Origin of the sequence: Rummeliibacillus stabekisii (assembly GCF_007988965.1) — a bacterium.
Classification (GTDB): domain Bacteria; phylum Bacillota; class Bacilli; order Bacillales_A; family Planococcaceae; genus Rummeliibacillus; species Rummeliibacillus stabekisii.
This window is the reverse complement of the sequence record NZ_BJVD01000010.1, coordinates 24785-46606: the sequence shown is the minus strand read 5'-3', so window position 1 is coordinate 46606 and position 21822 is coordinate 24785. Positions and strand designations below refer to the sequence as shown.

Here is a 21822-nt window from a genome sequence, read left to right as displayed (position 1 = left end):
TCTTTTGTATTTATAAGGAAAGTAGAGAAAGGTACTCTTTGTAGGGCTTAGAGGGTCCATCTATAAAAAAAGTGGGGGTCAGGCCCCCACTTTTAGCATAACTAGCATATAAACAGAAGATAGGATAGTTATGAGTGCAATCATTATTTTTAAACGGTTGATAGGGACCTTATTAGCAAGACGAGTACCTGTAATAATCCCTATAATGGTTCCAATTAAACTAGCGATAATTAACATTGGGATGGTTTTCATATTGGCATGGGCAAAGTAGCCGAATATGGAGGGAATAGCGATAAACACAGAATTTAAAAGACTTACCCCTACTGCCACCCGAATATTGATTCCGAGGCTAACTAGTAACGGTACTAATAAAATGGGACCACCTGCCCCTGTTAATGCGCAAATGGTTGCTGTTAGAAAACCAAGAAGGATAATGATTGATGAATGATTCAATAGTATTGATCGATTTACTTTAGTATCATCCTTGTTTTTCTTAAGCATAGATAGCCCAGCTAGCAGGATAAAGATATAGAGAAGAAGCTTTGCTAGGAAATCAGAAATGAGTACATTGATTTGAACTCCCAAAAACGCACCTGGAAGACTGCCGAGGCTTAAAAACAGCGCTAGTTTTAAATCCATGTTTTTTGATTTCCAATAAGAATAGGCACCAATTATACCCGAAACAGCAAAGGATAAAAAACTTAGTGCAAGAGAATCATGCACAGGTATATCTAAAAAGCCTACGTATATTAGAGGGAGAAGAAATCCTGCAATTCCGGACATCCCTAATAAAATGCCAATAATTAAATTGGAACATGCGACAATACTAAAAAGAAATAAATTTGTAAACATTTATCAGACCTCAATTATTCCATACCCATGAATTAGAGTAGGGTTATATGTTTGCTCGAATAGAAAGTTCCTTCATTGCAAGCTTACTTTCATATTTTATTTTTTCTTCATCCAATGTAAGTACTTCCCTGTTTTTCATTAATATTTTGCCATCGACAATACAATCGGTTATATCATTACTGTTAACAGATTCGATTAGGGTATTTAGCAAGTTATGTGTCGGAGAAATATGCGGCTGGTCAATGTTAATTAAAATCATGTCCGCTTTTTTACCAACCTCTAATGTCCCTAGCTGATGCTCTCGTAACATGGCTTTAGCGCCACCTAATGTCGCCATTTCTAAGATGTTCTTTGAAGGCATGACAACTGGATCAAAAATAGGAACTCCCAAAAAGGCTCGCATTAATGATTTAAACACTTTCATCTGGTCAAATAAACTCAATCCAGAGTGACCAGCTCCATCTGTTCCAAAACCAACACTTATACCCTTTTGCAGTAGGCTAGGCGTCTTAGGAATTCCCTTGCCTGAATTACTAATGGGACAATGAACAACCTTACTATTATAAGTTTTAATAATATCCATTTCATTTTCAGAAAGTAGAATACTATGTGCACCTAGGAAATTTTGATCCAAGACACCTATAGACTCAAGATATTCAAACGGACGCATTTTAAAGTTTTCCAAGCAATAACTAATTTCATTTGGATATTCATTCATATGAGATTGTACACCTGTGGAACATTCCTTTGCGGCTGCAAAAACTTCCTGAATTAAATCAGGTGTACAAGTAATAATAGATCTCAGTGAAAACCATACATCTAATCTTCCGTCACCTGTTCCATGAAATTGGTTATATAATTGCCGGTTTTCACTAATATTTCTCTCTATACTAGATTTCATTATATCAGGAATATCCTTGCCGGTATCCATAGTGGAACATGTAATAGCCCCTCGTAGACCAGATTCCAAAATAGATTCTGCTACCTTATGCATATGTCTTCCACCTGCATCAATAAAGGCTGTTGTTCCCGACTTGATCATTTCAAGGCAGCTTAACTGAGAGCTTATGTATACATCTTTTTCTTGCAGGTTACTTTCAAATGGAACCATTATGCGTGTCCAGATCATAGGGTATTCATCTGCAATTCTTCCACGTAGAAGCTGCTGACATGAATGGGTATGTGCATCAATTAAGCCGGGCATCAGTAATTTTCCATTTCCACATAGCATTTCTTTTGATTTGTAGGATTTTGATAAGAGGATATTATCACCAATATCTATGATGGTATGGTTTTTTATAACAAGACATTGGTTATTTAGTACGTTTAAATCTGGGGTTAATATAGAACAGTTTGTAATCATTAAATCAGCATTATACTCTCTATTTTCCATAACAATTCTCCTTAGATGGCTTTAGGAAACAGGATGGCAGTCGCCTTCCTACCTCATTTGTATTTAGAATGAATCTAACGTATCAGTTAAGTTTAAGAACACTTGAGCAAAAATGGCTTGTATAAGAAATGTACCGGTAAAAACTAAGATTGCTACGATGACCATTTTCCAACTTTGGCTGATAAAGGATTTAAAATTAAGACCAATTCCAGCAAGGGTCCCAACAATTGTTATTGGAGCCATAAAGGATATTTTGGCTGTGTAATCAATGATTGGCTGGGAGATGGGGGAAATAGGACTTGCAACAAGTAATCCTGTAAGAATTACATAAACAATGGCTGGTATTCTTAAAGGAATTAATTTTCCTAAAAATATCCCAATGAAAGCTATAGCTGATAAAATCATTACACCTGGAATGGATTCTGCAATGGACATATGATTTCCAATTAGGTTAGCCACAAGGGTTGTAATAACAGAAGTGAATAAAAGAGAAATAGTCCAATCGCGCATATTCATTGTCATATTAACTACCAACCTTCATATTTTTTGTTTCTCGTGTATGTTTTGGGCTGATTCTTGGTTCAAGCCAGTAATACATTTTCCTTGTAAGAGGAAGTGAAATGAATAAAGTGAAGTAAATTCCAACAATTGCAGCCAACATATCACTTGCGCCTGCTAGCATTACAATCTGATCAGCATATTCTGGATAGATGGTTGCCAGTGTGCTAGATGCAGCCGCCATCATTACACCACTACCAACACCACTGGCCATGGCTAGCGCTAAGGGATGGAAAATGTTCATGGATGCTACCAAACTTGCCAAAAAACCGATATAAATTGTACCGATTAAAAAACCGATGATGTAAATAGACAGGGCGCCTCTTGCTTCTGGTGAATTGGCTCCATATAGATGACAAATCAGTCCATAATCCTTATCACGGCATGTAGAGCTAGTTGCACCGATGGCTTCTTTCTTAATCCCTAATAATATTGCGACTGGTAAGGCTAGAAAAATCGTTCCGACATGTCCAAGCTCCTGGAAAGCTAATCCTGGACCTACATCAACTAGTTTTGGAAGATTCGCACCGGCTAGTACACCTACTTTTGCCATAAAAGGAGTAATGGCCACGAGAACAAGTGATGAGGCATTTTTTGATTCCTTTTCTTTAAAAAATCGAAAAATATCAGGTCCAAGTAAGACACTTATCAAAATCGCAAAAAGCATTGGATATATGATAATTAAAGCAGATCCTATTTGAAGCTTTTTTAACCCAATTAATTCAGCAACGAGAACGATGACTAGAGCAGCCAGATATAAACGATAATTCTCCTTGATTATTTTTCCTATTGATTGATATTGTTCTTTGTTTTTCATTCTCTTTTTCCTCTCCAGTTGATTTTCTCTTTTTAGAATAGTTTCGTATAAATATGAGTGAAAAAAGAAAAACTCTAGTTAAAATAACTAGAGTTTGACATACAGAAAAAACAAAAAACGAGAAATAGCCTGAATAATGAATGGTTTGATCAGTGCTGATAACGTGCCGTTTTCTGTCATTCCTCATAGTCAAACTATTTACGGTAGTTTGGTAGAGACTTTTGGACCTTATTTCCAAGTTTATACGAAGAATCAAAAAGACGAATATTGAATTGTATATAGTTAATATTTGTTCGTGTATTTAACAATTTATATCATTTTTTTTAGAATGTCAAATTTTTTTAGGAAGTTTTTCGACATAAGAAGACATTTTTTTTGATTGAAATGTACATAGTCATAACAACAATAAGTATATGTATATCTGTTATTGTGCTAAATTAAAATAAAAACATTTTTAAAGAGGTACATAACCGTGAATTCGGATTTGACAGCTAATATAACTCTAGTTTGTACATCAAGTGTGCTAAATTTGTATTTATGCATATACGTTTTCGTTAAGCAATTTAATTATACGAAAATCGCCAATCTATTTATTCTTTATACTGCGTTTACATCTGTTTATTGTATTGCTTCCGCATTTGGGTTATTGTCTACAAATCTTGAACAAGTACAATTTTGGACTATCGTTCAATATATAGGGATGCCATTTTCACCGCCTTTAGGGTTACTATTTATCATGCAGTATTTAGGGATGAAGATAACTAAAAAAGGTTGTGTAGCGCTTCTTCTTATACCTTGTATTAGTTTGATGCTAGTTGCTACGAATAATTTCCACCATCTGTATTATAGAGTATTTGAAATTGATACAGCTTTAGGAGCCCCTTATGTTCATCTGGAGTTAGGTATATGGTATATGATTCAAGGCGTTTTCACATTTGCCAGCATGTTTGTGGCCTTTCTTCTAGTACTCTCTCGTTGGAAAGAAACAGCTAGGGCTTACCGTTTGCAATTAATCGCATTAATGTGCGGTCAATTAGTGCCTATAATCACAGCTTTTATATATTTAATAGGGGTGACTCCTCCAGGAATTGACCCTGTACCAATGGTTTTATGGCTTTCTTCACTTTTATATTTATGGTCTATTAGCTCATCACGTATGTTTACGATTATGCCTGTTGCTAAAGATGTGATATTTAATAGTATTAATGATGGTGTTATCGTATTGGATGAATCTAACCGATTAATCGAGTTTAACCAAGCATGTCAGAGCATGTTTCCGAAATTGCATAAATCAATGTTTGGAATGGACTTTGCTAAAGTATGGGTTGAATTGTCAGGAAATGCATTTCCTTTTGATTTGAAGAAGACTGCATTTAACCAAGAACTACAGCTTAGAGCAGCAAATCATTCAGAGAATACTTATCAAGTTCGTATGTCACCACTACAGCATGCTAATACTAATAAAGGTCTGTTAATTATATTTACTGATATTACAGATCTAAAAAGATTGCAGGTCCAACTGGAATATCAAGCTTTTTATGATGAACTTACACAAATTTATAACCGACGTGCATTTTTTCAGAAGTGTAATCAAGAGTTTTCAGAGTTAAAGAATACTTCATTGGCCTTCTCGGTGATTTTGATGGATATTGATTATTTTAAAAGAGTTAATGATACGTACGGGCATTTTGTTGGTGATCAGTTGCTTCAGCATGTAGTAAATATTTGTCGAGCTCAGTTGAACAAAGGGGAACTCTTTGCCCGATATGGCGGCGAGGAGTTTGTTCTTGCATTGAAGGGATATACGGTGTTAGAAGCCGAAGTATTAGCTAATCAGATACGCAGCCATGTAGAAACAAACCCACTCATCACAAATGATGGAATTATTTCTGTTACTCTAAGTCTTGGAGTAGCTGAAGCGACGAAAGAGAAAGAGGAGACACTATATCAGCTTCTGAATAAAGCGGATAAAGCATTATATTCGGCCAAACAAGAAGGACGTAACCAAGTGTACGTTTATACAGAGGAAAGAAATGTATAATATACTTTGTATAAAAGACTAGAACAATACCAGCTACAAGAGGATCATCGCTACACATGCTTACCATGAATTTTGTTATTTCAAAATAATAATAATATGAGTTATAAAAAAGGACGGATGTAATGAAGTATAATAAAACAACTATGTTAAAGCTTATCAATGAACATCGAGTGTTACATGATGAATTAAAAAGGCTAAAATCAGAAATGGGATTAGAGAAAAATTTTGCAGTAAAGGCATTGTACCATTCATATGTAGCAGAGGATGGTCCTTATATCAAAGAGTATCAGGATTTAGAGCGTTTATAAAAAATATATGGGTGTTCCTAATTAAAACACTAAAAGATGAACCGTATATAATTTTATACGGTTCTAGTTTTATAATCTTTTGCTTCTGACAGGGCTTAGAGAAATCATTCATATTATAATATACGACTTCTCTGTCAGTTCATTAAGCATTCATAAAGCTGAAAGTAGAACATCAGGACCGAGGTACCTATTTTATTAGTAAGTAGCTTATTATAGAGATAGAGAGGTGTTTGGGATGATTGTTTTGAAAGATATTGGGAGGTTTAAAGAACTGCCGGAAATCGCCATGTTCATTTATCAAGGAGATATTCCTGCTTTACAAGCATTAATAACAGAAGGCTGGGATATTGAGCAGGGCATCGTACTTAATAAGCGTATTACATTAAGCCCATTGGATCTGGCGCTTGTATCACAGAAATTTGAGGTGGTAAAGCTGCTGGTAGAGCATGGGGCCAATCTAAATGCAAAGCATAATCCTGCATTTTTAAAAGCCGTCCGCTATTGTAAGGAAGACATCGTTAGGTATATTGCTGGACAAGGAGCCAAGTTAGATATGCTTAATCAAATAGGATCTGACGCTTATTCACAGGCCTACTATGGCAATAAAAGTAATATTCCGCTTATACATGAACTGGGATTAAATATAAAGCTTTATGGCGGTGCTGTATTGAGAGAAGCCGTTTCAGACCATGACATGAAGACACTCAATTATTTGCTCAATCAAGGGGTGGACATCAATTATAATAAACCGGATAAAGTCTATCCTTATCAAGCGACTCCGTTAACGGTTGCTGTACGTATGGGGAATACGACTATGGTTAAATTTTTGATTGAACACGGGGCGGACGTGACTTTAGCAGAAAAGAACGGTGAGAGGCCTTACACGATTGCCGTTAGTAATAAGCATAGTGACTTAGCTGGTTATTTAAAGTCACTAGAGCCGACTGAAATGCATAATTTAGAAAATAAAAAGCATGAACTGAAAAAATATAAATTACCAGATGAACTGGTAATCTTTCTTACAGGAGACAAGCCCCGTCTTGAATTGGCGCAAAATGAATTTGACATTGGCTATATCGATTTTTTCGCATTGACCGATACGTTTGAAATGAAACTTGGCAAACAAGAGATGTTGCGCCTATCAGCTGAAATAGATAATTATTCTGATTTGCAGCTAGTTTGGAATCCAAATAACAGAGGTCAGATAGGCTGTTATGACGAAGAGCATCAGAACTATGCGGACCTATGCAGTTTTACAGATTTCCTTGCACAGCCTGAAATATACCTCATTAAGTTTCTTGAGGGAGAGGTGTAATGAAGAACTATACGAATATTTTAGTGGAGAGAACAGACTGTATTCTTTATTATGCAGTACCATGTTCTTCGAATGAACATGGTACTGGTTGGATAGGCGGGAATGCACCTGATTTCTTTGATGAGCAAGCAAACCTTATCCATCAAACTAATCAAAGCTATTATTTTTATTTAAGCATTATTCATCCATTCCAATCTGAGAGCATGATTTCAATCTTCATTCCAGAGGACTATGAGGTATATTTGGACAACAACATTTATCCGAGTTGTTCAATAAAGGTGCTTGAGCATCCAATTTCAAAGGAAAGCGTCAAAGATCTCTTTACTAATCCAGGTCTTATAAAACATGTAATTTCAGATGGAGAAATCACCGATGACAAAAAGTCTAAGGAGTCACCCTTTTTAATTAAACTAGGTGGGAACCCAAGACTTATTCAAGAGGAAGACTATTACTTTACCAAACTAAAGGAAGAATCACTTTCTTTTTTCTTTCAAGTAGATGAAGATGGTTACCCTGAAACGTTGCTTCATCCAGAGGACAATTACCCATTTGGTTTTGGTTCCCTATATATTTTCGCCAACATAGGGCTCACTGAGATTCAACATCCAGTAGCAGGCTTTTGGCAATTCTCTTAATACAACGAAGGGTTGATGATGAAAGTAAGTTTAATATTCTGTAGCTAATCACAAGAAAATGAGTTGTGGTATACTCAGGAATATAATGGATGTAGTTTATTTTATATCGAAGGAGAAGTCTAGATGCTATCGGAAAAAGTAATCAATTATTGCAAAAGCAAGAACTGGTGGTTTGAAGATATTACAGACGAGTATGAATGTGCATTAGTTAAGCTAGGCATCGATTTAGAGTCAGATTTTGCATCGTTTTATCTGCATGCAGAGGATGGACCAACTTTCTTCAATAGACGCCGTGAAATCTATCAGATTTGTTGGTTTATGATTAATTCTTCTGATTATATGTTAGGTATGGGGAGAACTCATAGCGTTTTAAACCTGCCTGAAGAATACATTCCTTTGGATAACTTTGAAGGGGAGTTCGGCTTTTTTTATAATAAGAGCACAGATGAAGTATTAGGCTTGGGATTGGGACAGCAGATGGAGGATTTTTTTGCTGGTAATTTGAAACCGCAATGGAAAAGCTTTAACTGCTTCCTAGAATGGTATTTTGAACTAACAGATTCCTCTGTGACTATATAGAAAAAGCCCCGTCAATTATTGTGAAGTTATAAATGAAACTAATGTTAAATGCTTAGATGAAATATTAATATTTGTTATATTCAGTTTTTTCGCCATTATTAAATTAGAGTGATATAAAAGGGGGAAAGCACATGTCGAAATCTGAAATGATGGATAAGTATCTTGATGCCTACGAGGGTAAAATTAGTGGTACTGTGATTTGTGAGGCTGTTGATTCAGCATTTGGAATAGATTTAGATAAGGCACCAATACTAAAAGATAATGCTATAGAAGGATCTACATCTGCTCCTGGCAAATTGTCTTCTAGAGAAGTGATCGATTTGTATCTACAGCAGTCTGATGAGAAACAAACAGGACCGGTTATTCGCCAGCTAATCAATAAAATTTTTGGAGTTAATTTAGAAGGGATCTCAGCCTTAGAAGGCGCAAAGATATCCTTATACTCTAAAGATCAATGGATTGTTCACCATGAAAAAGACTTATTTGTCGTCCATACTGGGATAGGTGATATTGATGTGAAAATTTATCCTACCACTTACTTTATAGAAAAGACAGGATCAGCGGCACTTCCTGAGGACCTACAGCAATTATTATTACAACTAGGTTATACATATAATGAGGAAATCGGTAGTTATTATTATAGTAATCCTACAGGTGAAGCGGTTCCTGATAGTTTTAAAGGGAAAACCATGCAAGCCATTGGTAAGGTAGTAACAGAGTCCTTCGCAACTTTATAAGATATTTTAGTTTAATAATTCAAAAAGCCATATAAAAGGGAAACTTCCCATATTATATGGCTTTTTGGTTTTTCTTGAAAACTATTCTAGAATATTATTTTCCGAAAGAAGATAAAAACTTCACTCGATCGCCCACTGGAGGAGTATTATTATCGACTAAAGCTATTTCTAAAACAGCAGGTCCCTTTAAATTCTTGAAGTTATTCAGTAAGTCTTCGTTAAGATCCTGCATGTCATCTACTCTATAAGCTGGGATATTCATGGCTGTAGCAAGAGCGCTAATATTGATTGCTTCTTGCTCAAATGATGGGTGTGTACGTTTAAATTGCATTGAATGTCCATGATATACCATGCCTAGACGAGCATTATTCATTACAACAAATAGGATTGGTAAATTGTATTCTTTGGCAGTCAAAATTTCCATACCATGCATGAAGAAGCAACCATCTCCTGTAATGCATACAGTAGGGCGATCTGGATTTGCTAATTGTGAACCAATCGCAGTACCAATACCGCTTCCCATAGCACCAAAATGTACATTAATATCAAATGTTGAATAATCCAGAACCTTCATATGGTGGATGACATAAGACATAAACTCACCAATATCAATTGTATATCTAGTGGAAGCTGGTAAATATTTTTGTAGGCTTAGAAGTACATTGATTGTATTATATTCCTCTGTCATTTCCTCAAAGCCTACTTTATTTGGAACAACCAAATCAGCAGTGTTTCTTGTAAGACCAGCAGCTCTTAATTCCTCAATTAAATATGATAGGCTTAAGTTGATATCACCTAGAACAGGTAAGTTAATCGGATATTTTCGATTAAATACAGATTGGTCAAAGTCCATTTGGATAGTAAAACGGTTCTTCGTAAGATTCACATTATAATTATTTGTAGCTGTTTCACCTAAGCTTGATCCAACAATTAATAATACCTCTCCATTTCCTTCATTGATTAAAGAGGAAGGCTCTTCATGACCAGCAAAGCCGAAAATACCTTTTAGAAGAGGGTGGTTTTCTGGGATGAATCCTTTTGCCACCGGAGTTGTTAGAATTGGCCAATTAAGCATTTCTGCTAACTCAATGATTTGATCTGTAGAGTAACGGGAGCCTTGTCCGATGAAAATATAGCCCGTTTTTCTAGTTAATAATTCCTGAGCTACATTTTTGATTACGCTGAGATCTGGAACCATAGCTTTTCTCTTGGCAGGAGTCGGTATATGAGTGTTAACCGCCTCTTCATGCTGTAGATCAAGTGGAATCGCTACATGAACGGGTCCCGGAACATCACTTAACGCAATTTCGCATGCTTTCACAATTTCTTTTAAAATATCTTTTGAGTCTTTAACTAATACACTGTATTTTGTAACTGGTGCAAAGATAGGCGCAGCATCCAGCTCTTGAGAAGAATTTAACCCCATTGTATTTAATGGAACAGATCCAGTAATAAATAAAACCGGTAAGTGTTCACGCATTGCATTTGCAGCACCTGTCACGAGATTTGTTGCACCAGGGCCACTGCAACCGATACTTACAGCTAACTCATTCGTATATTTTGCATATGCTGCAGCCATATATGAAGCTGCACCCTCATGTTTTGTTACAATTGGCGTAATCTCTGGTACTTCATTAAGTTCGTCAAAAAAAGCATTAACTGAACCTGCTGGAATGCCAAAAATATACTTTACTCCGGTCTCTTTTAAATATTCAAGTACAAGTCGAGCTGTTTTCATATTCATTCTCCTTATAGACTAAATAGATTTATATGGAAAGTATTTTTTCAATAGATGATCAGCTGTTAATGGCTTACTGAAAAAATAACCTTGCATCAAATAACAATTTTGAGAAGATAAAAATTCTACTTGTTCTAATGTCTCGACACCTTCAGCAATGACTTCAAGATTTAAATTGTGAGCTAGTGTGATGATTGTATTGGTAATCGCAGCCTCGTCTTCTGTCATTTCTTGCACGAAGGTTTTATCGATTTTTAATGTAGAAATTGGCAATTTTTTTAAGTAACCTAAAGAAGAGTAACCAGTGCCAAAGTCATCAATGGCTAAGTTAATACCTAATCCATTTAATTGTTTCATTGTTTTTAAAGTTAACTCTGTATTTTTAACAATAAGATTCTCTGTGAGCTCTAGATGCAAATACTCAGGTGATAGCTTAACTTTTTCTAATACATTTTTGACAATAGAGAATAAATTATTTTGCTCGAACTGAAGAACAGATAGATTGACAGACACACTTTTTAATTGGAAACCTTGATTATGCCATGCCTTGATCTGCTTACAAGCTTCAGTAAGAACCCATTCACCGATGGGCACAATCAGACCTGTTTCTTCAGCAATAGGAATAAATTTTTCTGGCGGAATCATACCGTGTTCTGGATGATTCCATCTTACTAAGGCTTCTACTCCCTCTAACTGATTCGTTTTATAGTTGATTTGAGGTTGATAGAGGAGAACAAGCTCATCTTTTTCTAAAGCTTTGTATAAAGCATTTTCTAACTTAATGTTTTCAAAGGTTCTTACATCCATGCTTTCACTAAAGAAATGATAACCACTGCCTGTTGTCTCTTTTGATTTGTACATGGCCGTATCTGCATTTTTAATTAATGTTTCTGTTGTATCCCCGTTATCAGGAAATAAACTAATACCGATGCTCGCTTTAATAAATATTTCATTGTCTAGCAAATTAAAAGGCTTTGTAAAAGTCGAGATAATATCATCAACCACTTTTAAGACATCATCTTTACTGTGGATATGGGGTAAACAAATGGCAAATTCGTCTCCACCTTGACGAGATAATGTTGCTGTGTGCGGAACACAATGGCGTAAACGATTGGCAACATCTCGAAGTAAACGATCTCCAAAGCTATGGCCAAGTGAGTCATTCACATATTTAAAACGATCCAAATCTAAGTACAATACGGCTAATTTTTCTCCATTCTCTTTTGAATGGATGATGCCTTGCGTTAATCTATCATTTAAGAGAACTCTGTTGGGCAAATCTGTTAAGCTATCATAATATGCATGGTAGGTAATCTCTTCTTCTAATTGTTTTCGTTCTGTAATATCTTTAAACGTGACAACTTCCCCAACAATTTTACCCCGCTCTTCTATTTGAGAGATGACATACTCAACGGGAAGACTCGAATGATCTTTTCTATAAAATTCGCCTTCTTTTAATCCGTATTTCGGGTTTTCTTCTAAATTAGATGCCACACTATTTAATCGGCTTATTTCTGTATTGTTAAAGATAACATTTACTGTTTTTCCAATTAATTCGTCCTCTGTTTTATAACCTAACATGTGTGCACCTGCTGGATTACAAAAGGTAATATTTCGGTCAAGGTCTAATCCAAAGATCCCCTCGCCTGCAGAGTTGAGAATCAACTCCTTTTCCCGACTAAGTTGCTGTAATTCTGCTATAACTCTTTCAAGTTCTTGATTTTTATCTGTTACTTCAGATGTTCTTTCTTCAATAATGACCTCTTGCTTTTCCATATATAAAAGATTTGATAATGTGGCGGCTGTCGCATCTATAATAGATTGGGCTAATTGTATTTTATTTTCTGAATAAGAGACTTTCTCTTCGCCAAGATTTACAATTGAGATTTGTCCTAAAATCTCGCCCATTGAAATTAAAGGAAACATGAGTAGACCTTTAATGCCAAAATTACGACAAACTTCGTGATTTGGTCGATTATCTTTAAATACATCGGGAATGAATATAGCTTTTCTTGTTTCAAAAACTTCTTGCATTACCAGGTCATTACTTTGATCCATTTGAAATTTATTATGTGTTTTGAGCCATTCTGATTCAGTCCAGTCACTCCTATTGCTTAACTTGGCGGGTTTAATCTTTTTCTCAGCTATCGGATCTAATAAGTGAACCCCTGTATTATACGTATCTAAAACTTGGGCTAAATAGAAAAAGCATTTATCAAGACTTTCTTGCATAGAAGAACACATCGATAAATCTCGTGTCGCATCAAGCAAAAGCTGCTTTTCTTTAATGAGTCGTTCTTTATACGTTAGATTATTCGCATTTTGTATGGCAACAGCAGCCATATTGACATATGCCTCGACTGTTTGTATTTCTTCATCTGTTAGATTCATCGGTATGCCATAATCGAATAAAAAGACCAGTCCAAATAGCTCATCTTCAAAAGAAATGGGCAGACCTAATAAAGACTTGATTTGAAATCCTGCAACAGCCCGTGGGTCAGGACGATTATCTTTTGATGTATCAGGAATGTATATGGCTTTCTTGGTTTCAATCACTTCTTTTGCGAGTAAATCGTAATCCGTATCAATGACATGCATATCTAAGGTCCATCCATTTAGATATTCCGGTTTTCCTACAAAGCCTCTAAACGATCCATCTTCTTGAGGTAAGTATATGCCGACAGAATTACATCGGACTATTTCCTCTGATATTGCAATGGTTACTTGTTCCAATACTTCGCGTAATTCGAGCTTCATATTGATAACTTTAGTTATATTAGCAAGACGTGAGTATCTTGTTTGTTCTTTACTCATGTATTATCCATTCCTTTTTAGAAAGATATAGTACTTAAGATTATACCTTATAGTAATTTAAGAAAATAAAACTTTGAACCACTTTTAGTAAAAAGAAGCTGTAAATATTTAGATAAACGAATTGCATAAAACTAAATATATAAACTGAAGTCAAAATAACTTAGAATGTTTGAGCTATTGGTTGAGGTCTTTTTTCTTTCGCAACTTATTTACAAATCTATAAAAATAGATATAATGGTGGTATGGAACCTTTACTAATTTATAAAGCATTATCAAATGAGACAAGACAACAAATTTTATTGTGGTTAAAAGACCCAGAAATTTATTTTGATGAAGAGCCTTATTTAAAACAGGGGATTAGTTTTCAAGTTGGCGTATGTGTAGGAGAGATTCAATTAAAAACTGGGATGGCCCAATCAGTTATTTCTAGTTATTTATTAACAATGAAAAAGGCAGGATTATTAGAATCCGAACGAATTGGGAAGTGGACGTATTATCGTCGGAATGAAAAAACAATCAAAGAATTTGCCGATTATGTTCAAACTAAATTATAAAAAGAGGGGAGGGTTTCTTTTTTTAAGCTAATACATCTATTTTTTTAGATATATAGATGAATAAATTTATAATTAAGAATGGAGTTTGATATTCATGAAGAAAATAAGCCCTCTGCTTATCATTACATTGGCATTAGGTGTATTTGGAATCATTACAACAGAAATGAGTATTGTCGGGGTGTTACCACAAATAGCGAAAAAATTTGCAATTTCCACTTCACAGGCGGGCTTATTAGTAAGTATATTTGCGCTAGTTGTTGCAATCTCTGGGCCATTTCTTATAGTAATAGTCTCTGGAATTAACCGTAAGTTACTTTTACTGACAGCCATATTTATGTTCGTTATTTCTAATGTTATTTATGCTTTTACAACCCAGTTTGAAATTATGCTCATTTTTCGTATTCTACCTGCAGCGCTTCACCCCCTGTTCTTTTCGATAGCACTTGTTACTGCCGCTTCTCTTGTCCCACCTGAAAAAAGTGGACAAGCCATCACGAAGGTTTTCATGGGAATTACCGTTGGTTTTGCTTTTGGTGTACCATTAACATCTTATCTTGCAGAACAGTTTTCATTAGAAGTTGCTTTTTTGTTTGGAGCAATTGTAAACGCTCTTGCTTTTATAGGAATAGCTACTTTGCTTCCTTCTATGCCAGTTACAAAAAAAATGTCCTTTGGAAAACAGATAGGTATATTACGTAAGCCTGGATTGTGGTTAAACATAATAGCAGTTGTATTTATTTTTGCAGCCATGTTTTCAGTTTATAGTTACTTTGCTGAGTACCTTGCAAGAGTATCAAACATGAATGGTTCTCTAATCAGTATCATGTTACTCATATTTGGGTTAATTATGATTGTTGGCAATCATTTATTCGGAGTATTTTTACAAAGAAGTATTGTGAATACCATCGTATCATTCCTAGGTGCATATTTAATTATTTATATATTGCTATATTATTTAGGCTCTTATTTAGTTCCCATGATTTTTATGATATTTATTTGGGGGATCATTCATTCTGGTGGATTAATCGTAAGCCAAGCTTGGTTAATGAATGAAGCAAAGGAATCGCCGGAATTTGGAAACAGTTTATTCGTCTCGTTTTCAAACCTTGGAATTACTTTAGGAACGACTATTGGAGGCTGGTTTATTTCTAAATTAGGAATTCACCAGCTGATTTGGAGTGGCTTCCTATTCACGCTTCTTTCTTTATTATTGATAACAATAAAAATAAAGTACTTCAGAATTAATTTACCAGCAGAATAAGAAGCTAAGAGCTAGGCTATGTACAAATCATTTACTCATAAATTGAACATTTATCTAGTATGAATTCCTAAAAATGAAAGATAAGAACAACTTGCTTTGCAGGACTTCTAACAAATAATCTTGAAGTCTTACATAAGATAGACCGATCTTGTTTTGCAGGCTAAGGCTAATCTAGGGGAGGGCAAAATGAGGAAGTTCAAAAATTGGGGAATTGTAGCGGTAATATTTCTGCTTGTTGGGCTAGCACTTTGGTGGTTTGCTTTAGAGATTAAGGAGCGACAGGTATTACTTAATCAATTTGATGCGTTTGTATACGATGATAACGATGTCCTTTCTTGGTTTGAACTGACTAGTCGAAATGGAAAAGTGAAAGGTGAATATCATCAACAGAAAATCAAAGAAAAAGAAACATTCTCTGTCACTGGAAAGGAAACCGAAGAAGGGTTTGAATTGAAGGTGAATAAATATGGGAATGTTCTGGTGTTTGATATAAAGCCTTCTAAATCTAATCTGCTGGTACAAAAAAGAGGCGAAAAGAGTAGCCATTTATACAGGGGTGTTAGCCAAGAGGAGCTTGCTACATCTGTAGAGGCAAATAGGGAATATAATACGGAATATGTGGAAAAGACGCGTTGGAAACAATTTACGGTTGCACTGAAACGAAATTATGGCTATCTTTATGCTGAGGAACATGGAACATATCAGCTCTTTCTAAAAGTTGATGAGGTACTATCTGGAGGAGAATTGTCTGGGTCACTTCTTGTTATGAATGCTAATGGTGACTCTAATAAACCCTATAAGGAAACCCGTTATGTGATGAATGGGATAACAGACGGAAAAATGGTTGAGTTCTTTCCTAAAGTAAACGGAAAATATACAAAACTGGATGGGTATTTTCTTAAGGATGCAACTGGCTTAGACCTTTTATTTTGGATAACCGGTGAACAACTGCGATTTCATGCTGTAACTGAAAAAGAATTTAAACAGAGTTATGAGAAGTTTAAATTGCTTAAAGAATAAATAACAACTATTAAATAACACTAACTATATAGAGATCTTTAAGCTGATTTGAGAAGGAAAATAAGCATTGGATTATCTCCTTTGCTTATTTTTTTTATGAATTGTTTATTTCTAGTTTTCGGTATAAAAGCGCGAGTATCATAGCAGGGATAGTACAAACAATCATGCCGAGAAAGGCATATCTTGGCTCAATTTCGTATAAATAACCGCCAAATACAGTAAATACAGCAGTACTCCAACTAAGGGCTAAAGCTGAATAAATGCCTTGAGCTTTCGAAATCATTGTAGGTGAAATGTTTTTTATTTGGTATTTCATAAACGCATAATGCGCCATAGCAAATGAAAAAGCATGCAGAGCCTGTGCAATACTAAAAACGATTACATTTGGAAAGACAAATACGAATACCCAACGAATGGTAGAACCCACCGCTGCTATAGCTAATAACGAACCCACTGAGAATGTTTGAAACTTTCGATCAGCTATGGAAAAAAAGATGACTTCTGCTATAACGGAGATATTAATAATAGTACCTATTAAAAACTTGGGTGCATGTATTTCTTGTAAAAAGAGATAACCATAACTGTAATAGGATGCATGTGCTGCTTGCAGTAAGATGACGATAATTAGTACTAAACTAAAGTACTTAATACGGAATAATTTTAGCATTCCACCCTTTTGCATTAGATCTACCGTTGGCTTTACAGATAGAATTGCGGGAGCACGTGTGAAACCAAGACATATCAATACCACAGCACCAAGTAAGAATCCCCATAAAATAACTTTATCTCCAAGTGACCCTGTAAAGACAGATAAAAGCATGCCAGCCAAGATAAAGGCAATAGATCCCCACTGACGGCTCTTTCCATAATCTTTTAACTGATTACTTTGTATAAGCACGCCAGCAGCGCTATCCAAGGTAGGCATCAAAGCTGGATAAAAGAAGTGAAATATTAATGTAACTATAAGTAAGCTTGTAAAGGAGCTGGATGGAATATAAAACAGTATGGCAATCAGTGTTCCAATCCCTGCTCCATTTAATAAGGTTTTAATACTATATTTCTCTGACAAATAAGGAAATGCAAATAGTGTAGAAAGGCCTCTGGCAACTAGACCCACACTCATAATCAAACTAGCTTGAGGGATGGTCATTCCTTTGGCATGAATCAACCATCCCGTCCAATAGGGCAGAAAAATCCCCCATGTCATGAAAAAACTAAAATATTGCATGCTCATCCAGCGATGTGTGTGATGTGTGTTCATTTTATTTCCCTCCATTGTTTGCATGGTATCATGGAGTGAAGAGAGAATAATATGAGATATCTCATATTTTTGAGGTGCAAGATGGAAACTTACAAGGATGAGAAAAAACAACAATATATGAGGAAGTACTCAATTGCGCATTTGTTTTCCTTTCCAGTGGAGGAGTTTATTGAGGTACACCAGTATGAGCGAGATGAATGGATAATACAAGAAGGAACGAGATCCAATTTTCTGTTTTATGTTATTGAAGGAAAGGGCAAAATTTATGTAACACATCAAAATGGGAAAGTATCCTTAATTAATTTTATCAACACTCATGATTATATTGGAGAAATGGAATTATTAAACGAGGTGTACTATACAAAAGGGATTCAGGCCTTAACTAAGACCATTTGTTTTGCTATTCCCATTCATCATTGTGGTACCCAATTGTTAGAAGACGCAAAGTTTCTACGTGAATTAACCAAGTTTTTAAGTATTAAGGCAACTATTATGGCAACGAGGTATTCACAGAGCCTGGCTTTTCCGCTTGAAAATAGACTAGCAGATTTCATTTTACAAACAGCTGATGAAGGGATATATAAAGAGAGGCACATAACAGTTTGTGATTATTTAGGTGTATCCTATCGTCACTTATTGCATGTATTAACACAATTCTGTGATAAAGGCTATTTACAAAAGCGTGGAAGACACTACCAAATTACCAGGCCTCAATCTTTATATAATCTTGCAGGTATGTTAAAAAATATGTAATAAACATTTCATACAGTCCCAGTAAATTGCTTGGACTGTATTTTTATTAATTGAATTATCCAGTACAATGGTTAAATAGAGGTTAAATGGGAAATTTCACTAGATATTTAAAGTGTACTCGTTAAAATGAAAATAGGAAAAGTAGAAAGGAAGCGCTTGTTATGCATAATGTGATGAATCGAAATAATGTGAAGGTTATAGGGCAGGGAGAGCAAACGATTATTCTTGCACACGGATTTGGTTGTGACCAGAGCATGTGGCAATATGTAACTCCAAACCTGGCTGATCGTTATCGAATTGTTTTATTTGATTATGTAGGATCAGGAAACTCGGATATCACTGCTTATAAATCAGAAAAATATAGCACGCTCCATGGATATAAACGGGATGTTCTAGACATCATTGAAGAAATGAATCTTCAACATGTATTATTTATTGGACATTCAATTAGTTCAATGATTGGCATGCTGGCTGCAATTGAGCGACCAGATTACTTCGATAAACTGATTATGATTGCGCCTTCTCCTTGTTATTTAAATGATTCAGACGGATATATTGGTGGATTTGAACGAAGTGATATTAATGAAATACTTGCGATGATGGAAATGAATTTTGCTGGCTGGGCAAGCTATATGGCTCCTTTAGCTATGGATCAGTCGAATGATTCAGAGCTAACTAAAGAACTGGAAAGTAGCTTTGTTTCAACGAATTCACGTGTAGCGAGGGAGTTTGCAGAGGTTACATTCTATTCAGATTACCGTTCTAGCTTAGACTTATTAGATGTACCTACATTAATTATTCAATGCTCTGAGGATAGCATTGTACCAAAAGAAGTAGGCGAATATTTAAATCAACATTTGCCAAATAGTACGCTTAAAATTATAGATGCAAAAGGTCATTACCCACATATTAGTCAACCGTTAGAAACAACTAAGATGATTATGGAGTATCTAGAGAATTAATTTATCAGAGGGGATTAATTATGAATGAAAGATTAAGAGAAGCACCTTGTGGGTTTATATCGATTGACCGTAATGGTTATATAACAGAGGTTAATAATACCTTTCTTGAATGGATGGGGTTCAAGCAAGAAAATTTAATAGGGGAGCACTTTGAATCGCTCTTATCGACGGGGAATAAGTTAATCTTTCATTCTTATTTTTACCCAAATATTAATTTACATGGATATGTAGAAGAATTATTCATCAATCTTAGAAATCAAAACGGCGAATCTATTCCTTATTTAATGAATGCAAGACATGTGGAACAAGATAGTGTTGAAATGATTGACTGTATATTTGTTCAAATGAAAAAGCGGATTGATTATGAACTAGAATTACGTAAGACTAAAAAGCAAATGGAAGAGGCCTATATAGAAAAGAACGAAGCTTTTGCAAAACTAGAACAAATTTATCGTGAAATAGAAAAGAAACAGATTGAATTAATGGAGATTAATTCAGGATTAGTTGAAATATCAAATACAGATAAGCTTACAGGCATTCCTAACAGAAGATTCTTTCAGCAAAAACTGGAGGAGCAGATTGACTGTTACCACAAAGAACAAAAAGTATTCTCCCTACTTATTATTGATATTGATCATTTTAAAAAGGTGAATGATACGTATGGACACCATATAGGTGATATGGTACTTATAAAACTAGCAAATATCCTAAAAAGCCAGGTGAGAACCGCAGATATTCCTGCTCGTTTTGGCGGTGAAGAATTTACAATCATTCTGCCAAATACGGATGTAGTAGAAGCGATAAGTATTTCTCGGAATATGAATCAAAAGGTTGAACAAGCGGAGTGGAAAGAGGTTGGGAGTTTAACAATCAGTATTGGAGCAGCCACCTTTACTAATAAGGATACAGAAGAATCGATCATAGAAAATGCAGACCAAGCTCTCTATTCTTCTAAGAAAATGGGGCGAAACCGAGCGACTCATTATAGGGATTTATCTTAATGTGGTAAAAACATTAGGTGAGACATAACACCAATTATTAAAGGTATATGGAATTTTTCATATACCTTTTTATTATTCTAAAAAACTTACCTATATAAAGCATTGCGTGTTTTTTACGAATTTATATTTTGTTTATATTTGCGATATATACAGTTTAGAACTAATGTCCATACTGAGTATAAGAAAACGATAAGGGAGAGAATACTTTATGAATAACAAATTCAAATTCACTACACTTGCTATTCTTAGCTCAGTTACATTATTAGCAGCATGCAATGATACAACTAAAAATGAGACCAACAAATCAGCGGTACAAAATGAGCAGGCGGAAGCCAAAAACGCTGAACAGCCACTTTCAAAGGGGCAAGAAATGGCGAGCATATTAAGTAGTACAAATTGGCAAGGTACTCGTGTTTATGATAAAGATAAAAATGACTTAACTAAGGAGAATTCGGGTTTTATTGGTTTAGCAAAATACGATGCAGAGAAAGGACGTTACGAGTTTTTTGATGCGAAAACAGGCAAAACACGAGGCGACGAGGGTACATTCTTTGTCACAAATGATGGCCAGAAACGCATTTTAATTTCAGATACGATGAAATATCAAGCCGTTGTTGAAATAACTGAATTAGATCAGAAGATTTTCACGTACAAACGTATGGGCAAAGATACGAAAGGTAATGATATAGAAGTATTTGTAGAGCATATACCATATGATAAAAATGATTTAGCGTTCTCTAAAGCAGATCAAAAGCTAACTACTTCTATTGGAGATATTAATACTCGTATAGATGGGGATAAAATTCTTGGTGAAACGTTATGGCAAGGAACTAAGGTGCTTGATGAGGATGGAAATGATGTCTCAAAGTATAATACGAACTTTTTAAGTGTGGCAAAGTTTGAAGAGGACACGAACAAATATGAATTCTTTAATAAAGAAACAGGAGAAAGTCGTGGAGACTACGGTTACTTTGATGTCATTAACCATAATAAAATCCGTGCGCATGTATCAATAGGCGATAATAAATACGGTGCTGCCTTAGAACTTACTGAATTAAATGATGGCAAGTTTACTTATAAGCGTGCAGGTAAAGATGCAAATGGCAAAGATATCACCATCTTTGTGGAGCATGAGCCATATAAGGGAGATTTAAACCCATCATTTAGTTTTTAACTATAGCTCCTTCCTTGAAAAAGGGAGGAATCTCCTTTATAAATTGAGG

20 protein-coding genes and 1 riboswitch are annotated in these 21822 nt (G+C 35.2%); of the genes, 13 read left to right on the top strand and 7 right to left on the bottom strand.

What is annotated here, in order from left to right; all coding sequences use genetic code 11:
- Positions 1–78: 78 nt before the first annotated feature.
- From RST01_RS13610 to RST01_RS13595, 4 genes are all read right to left on the bottom strand, one after another.
- Entirely contained in the window at positions 79–852 is a 774-nt protein-coding gene (locus tag RST01_RS13610; RefSeq protein ID WP_147197577.1) for a sulfite exporter TauE/SafE family protein, read from the bottom strand.
- 43 nt (positions 853–895) lie between these two features.
- Entirely contained in the window at positions 896–2245 is a 1350-nt protein-coding gene (locus RST01_RS13605) for an amidohydrolase family protein (RefSeq protein ID WP_147197575.1), read from the bottom strand.
- A 63-nt stretch (positions 2246–2308) separates the two neighbouring features.
- Positions 2309–2767: a hypothetical protein gene (locus RST01_RS13600; RefSeq protein ID WP_066791133.1), complete on the bottom strand. Its 459-nt coding sequence runs from the start codon at positions 2765–2767 to the stop codon at positions 2309–2311.
- 1 nt (position 2768) lies between these two features.
- Positions 2769–3620: a DUF3100 domain-containing protein gene (locus tag RST01_RS13595; protein ID WP_147197573.1), complete on the bottom strand. Its 852-nt coding sequence runs from the start codon at positions 3618–3620 to the stop codon at positions 2769–2771.
- Between the two features lie 166 nt (positions 3621–3786).
- Positions 3787–3888, bottom strand: a riboswitch (purine riboswitch).
- A gap of 204 nt (positions 3889–4092) precedes the next feature.
- On the opposite strand from RST01_RS13595, the gene RST01_RS13590 reads away from it, so the two are divergent.
- The 6 genes from RST01_RS13590 to RST01_RS13565 all read left to right on the top strand — a co-directional run bounded on the left by RST01_RS13590 (position 4093) and on the right by RST01_RS13565 (position 9235).
- The gene (locus tag RST01_RS13590) at positions 4093–5661 is read left to right on the top strand and encodes a histidine kinase N-terminal 7TM domain-containing diguanylate cyclase (protein ID WP_147197571.1); all 1569 of its coding nucleotides are present in this window, start codon (positions 4093–4095) and stop codon (positions 5659–5661) included.
- A gap of 122 nt (positions 5662–5783) precedes the next feature.
- The gene (locus RST01_RS13585) at positions 5784–5969 is read left to right on the top strand and encodes a hypothetical protein (protein ID WP_147197569.1); all 186 of its coding nucleotides are present in this window, start codon (positions 5784–5786) and stop codon (positions 5967–5969) included.
- 235 nt (positions 5970–6204) lie between these two features.
- Entirely contained in the window at positions 6205–7284 is a 1080-nt protein-coding gene (locus RST01_RS13580; RefSeq protein ID WP_147197567.1) for an ankyrin repeat domain-containing protein, read from the top strand.
- On the top strand, positions 7284–7919 hold the full coding sequence (locus RST01_RS13575; RefSeq protein WP_147197566.1) for a hypothetical protein: 636 nt from the start codon (positions 7284–7286) through the stop codon (positions 7917–7919). Before RST01_RS13580 ends, RST01_RS13575 begins: the two co-directional genes overlap by 1 nt.
- A gap of 123 nt (positions 7920–8042) precedes the next feature.
- On the top strand, positions 8043–8498 hold the full coding sequence (locus RST01_RS13570) for a hypothetical protein (protein WP_147197564.1): 456 nt from the start codon (positions 8043–8045) through the stop codon (positions 8496–8498).
- A gap of 131 nt (positions 8499–8629) precedes the next feature.
- Positions 8630–9235 (top strand): hypothetical protein, encoded by a 606-nt coding sequence (locus tag RST01_RS13565; RefSeq protein ID WP_147197562.1) that lies wholly within the window; start codon positions 8630–8632, stop codon positions 9233–9235.
- A 94-nt stretch (positions 9236–9329) separates the two neighbouring features.
- On the opposite strand, the gene RST01_RS13560 is transcribed toward RST01_RS13565, so the two are convergent.
- Together RST01_RS13560 and RST01_RS13555 are read right to left on the bottom strand one after the other, a co-directional pair.
- The gene (locus RST01_RS13560; protein ID WP_184117589.1) at positions 9330–10973 is read right to left on the bottom strand and encodes a thiamine pyrophosphate-binding protein; all 1644 of its coding nucleotides are present in this window, start codon (positions 10971–10973) and stop codon (positions 9330–9332) included.
- Between the two features lie 18 nt (positions 10974–10991).
- Positions 10992–13787: a bifunctional diguanylate cyclase/phosphodiesterase gene (locus tag RST01_RS13555; protein WP_147197558.1), complete on the bottom strand. Its 2796-nt coding sequence runs from the start codon at positions 13785–13787 to the stop codon at positions 10992–10994.
- 242 nt (positions 13788–14029) lie between these two features.
- On the opposite strand from RST01_RS13555, the gene RST01_RS13550 reads away from it, so the two are divergent.
- From RST01_RS13550 to RST01_RS13540, 3 genes are all read left to right on the top strand, one after another.
- On the top strand, positions 14030–14341 hold the full coding sequence (locus RST01_RS13550; RefSeq protein WP_147197556.1) for an ArsR/SmtB family transcription factor: 312 nt from the start codon (positions 14030–14032) through the stop codon (positions 14339–14341).
- A gap of 94 nt (positions 14342–14435) precedes the next feature.
- A complete protein-coding gene (locus tag RST01_RS13545; RefSeq protein WP_147197554.1) occupies positions 14436–15602 on the top strand; it encodes an MFS transporter in 1167 nt (388 codons plus the stop codon).
- Positions 15603–15788: 186 nt separating this feature from the next.
- Positions 15789–16622 carry a hypothetical protein gene (locus RST01_RS13540; RefSeq protein WP_147197552.1) on the top strand — a complete coding sequence of 278 codons (834 nt, stop codon included), beginning with the start codon at positions 15789–15791 and terminating at the stop codon, positions 16620–16622.
- 94 nt (positions 16623–16716) lie between these two features.
- On the opposite strand, the gene RST01_RS13535 is transcribed toward RST01_RS13540, so the two are convergent.
- On the bottom strand, positions 16717–17883 hold the full coding sequence (locus tag RST01_RS13535; RefSeq protein ID WP_147197550.1) for an MFS transporter: 1167 nt from the start codon (positions 17881–17883) through the stop codon (positions 16717–16719).
- Between the two features lie 81 nt (positions 17884–17964).
- Between RST01_RS13535 and yeiL the strand changes: the two genes are divergently transcribed.
- The 4 genes from yeiL (at position 17965) to RST01_RS13515 (ending at position 21773) form a co-directional block, all read left to right on the top strand.
- Entirely contained in the window at positions 17965–18636 is a 672-nt protein-coding gene (gene yeiL, locus RST01_RS13530; RefSeq protein ID WP_147197548.1) for a transcriptional regulator YeiL, read from the top strand.
- 161 nt (positions 18637–18797) lie between these two features.
- On the top strand, positions 18798–19598 hold the full coding sequence (locus RST01_RS13525) for an alpha/beta fold hydrolase (protein WP_147197546.1): 801 nt from the start codon (positions 18798–18800) through the stop codon (positions 19596–19598).
- A gap of 20 nt (positions 19599–19618) precedes the next feature.
- Positions 19619–20599 carry a sensor domain-containing diguanylate cyclase gene (locus RST01_RS13520; protein WP_147197544.1) on the top strand — a complete coding sequence of 327 codons (981 nt, stop codon included), beginning with the start codon at positions 19619–19621 and terminating at the stop codon, positions 20597–20599.
- 208 nt (positions 20600–20807) lie between these two features.
- Positions 20808–21773 (top strand): DUF4822 domain-containing protein, encoded by a 966-nt coding sequence (locus tag RST01_RS13515; protein ID WP_147197542.1) that lies wholly within the window; start codon positions 20808–20810, stop codon positions 21771–21773.
- Positions 21774–21822 lie beyond the last annotated feature (49 nt).

Excerpts from the sequence above, each read along its gene's own strand:
- RST01_RS13610 (WP_147197577.1), bottom strand. The coding sequence starts at position 852 with ATGTTTACAAATTTATTTCTTTTTAGTATTGTCGCATGTTCCAATTTA.
- RST01_RS13605 (WP_147197575.1), bottom strand. The coding sequence starts at position 2,245 with ATGGAAAATAGAGAGTATAATGCTGATTTAATGATTACAAACTGTTCT.
- RST01_RS13600 (WP_066791133.1), bottom strand. The coding sequence starts at position 2,767 with ATGACAATGAATATGCGCGATTGGACTATTTCTCTTTTATTCACTTCT.
- RST01_RS13595 (WP_147197573.1), bottom strand. The coding sequence starts at position 3,620 with ATGAAAAACAAAGAACAATATCAATCAATAGGAAAAATAATCAAGGAG.
- RST01_RS13585 (WP_147197569.1), top strand. The coding sequence starts at position 5,784 with ATGAAGTATAATAAAACAACTATGTTAAAGCTTATCAATGAACATCGA.
- RST01_RS13580 (WP_147197567.1), top strand. The coding sequence starts at position 6,205 with ATGATTGTTTTGAAAGATATTGGGAGGTTTAAAGAACTGCCGGAAATC.
- RST01_RS13575 (WP_147197566.1), top strand. The coding sequence starts at position 7,284 with ATGAAGAACTATACGAATATTTTAGTGGAGAGAACAGACTGTATTCTT.
- RST01_RS13570 (WP_147197564.1), top strand. The coding sequence starts at position 8,043 with ATGCTATCGGAAAAAGTAATCAATTATTGCAAAAGCAAGAACTGGTGG.
- RST01_RS13565 (WP_147197562.1), top strand. The coding sequence starts at position 8,630 with ATGTCGAAATCTGAAATGATGGATAAGTATCTTGATGCCTACGAGGGT.
- RST01_RS13560 (WP_184117589.1), bottom strand. The coding sequence starts at position 10,973 with ATGAAAACAGCTCGACTTGTACTTGAATATTTAAAAGAGACCGGAGTA.
- RST01_RS13555 (WP_147197558.1), bottom strand. The coding sequence starts at position 13,787 with ATGAGTAAAGAACAAACAAGATACTCACGTCTTGCTAATATAACTAAA.
- RST01_RS13550 (WP_147197556.1), top strand. The coding sequence starts at position 14,030 with ATGGAACCTTTACTAATTTATAAAGCATTATCAAATGAGACAAGACAA.
- RST01_RS13545 (WP_147197554.1), top strand. The coding sequence starts at position 14,436 with ATGAAGAAAATAAGCCCTCTGCTTATCATTACATTGGCATTAGGTGTA.
- RST01_RS13540 (WP_147197552.1), top strand. The coding sequence starts at position 15,789 with ATGAGGAAGTTCAAAAATTGGGGAATTGTAGCGGTAATATTTCTGCTT.
- RST01_RS13535 (WP_147197550.1), bottom strand. The coding sequence starts at position 17,883 with ATGAACACACATCACACACATCGCTGGATGAGCATGCAATATTTTAGT.
- yeiL (WP_147197548.1), top strand. The coding sequence starts at position 17,965 with ATGGAAACTTACAAGGATGAGAAAAAACAACAATATATGAGGAAGTAC.
- RST01_RS13525 (WP_147197546.1), top strand. The coding sequence starts at position 18,798 with ATGCATAATGTGATGAATCGAAATAATGTGAAGGTTATAGGGCAGGGA.
- RST01_RS13520 (WP_147197544.1), top strand. The coding sequence starts at position 19,619 with ATGAATGAAAGATTAAGAGAAGCACCTTGTGGGTTTATATCGATTGAC.
- RST01_RS13515 (WP_147197542.1), top strand. The coding sequence starts at position 20,808 with ATGAATAACAAATTCAAATTCACTACACTTGCTATTCTTAGCTCAGTT.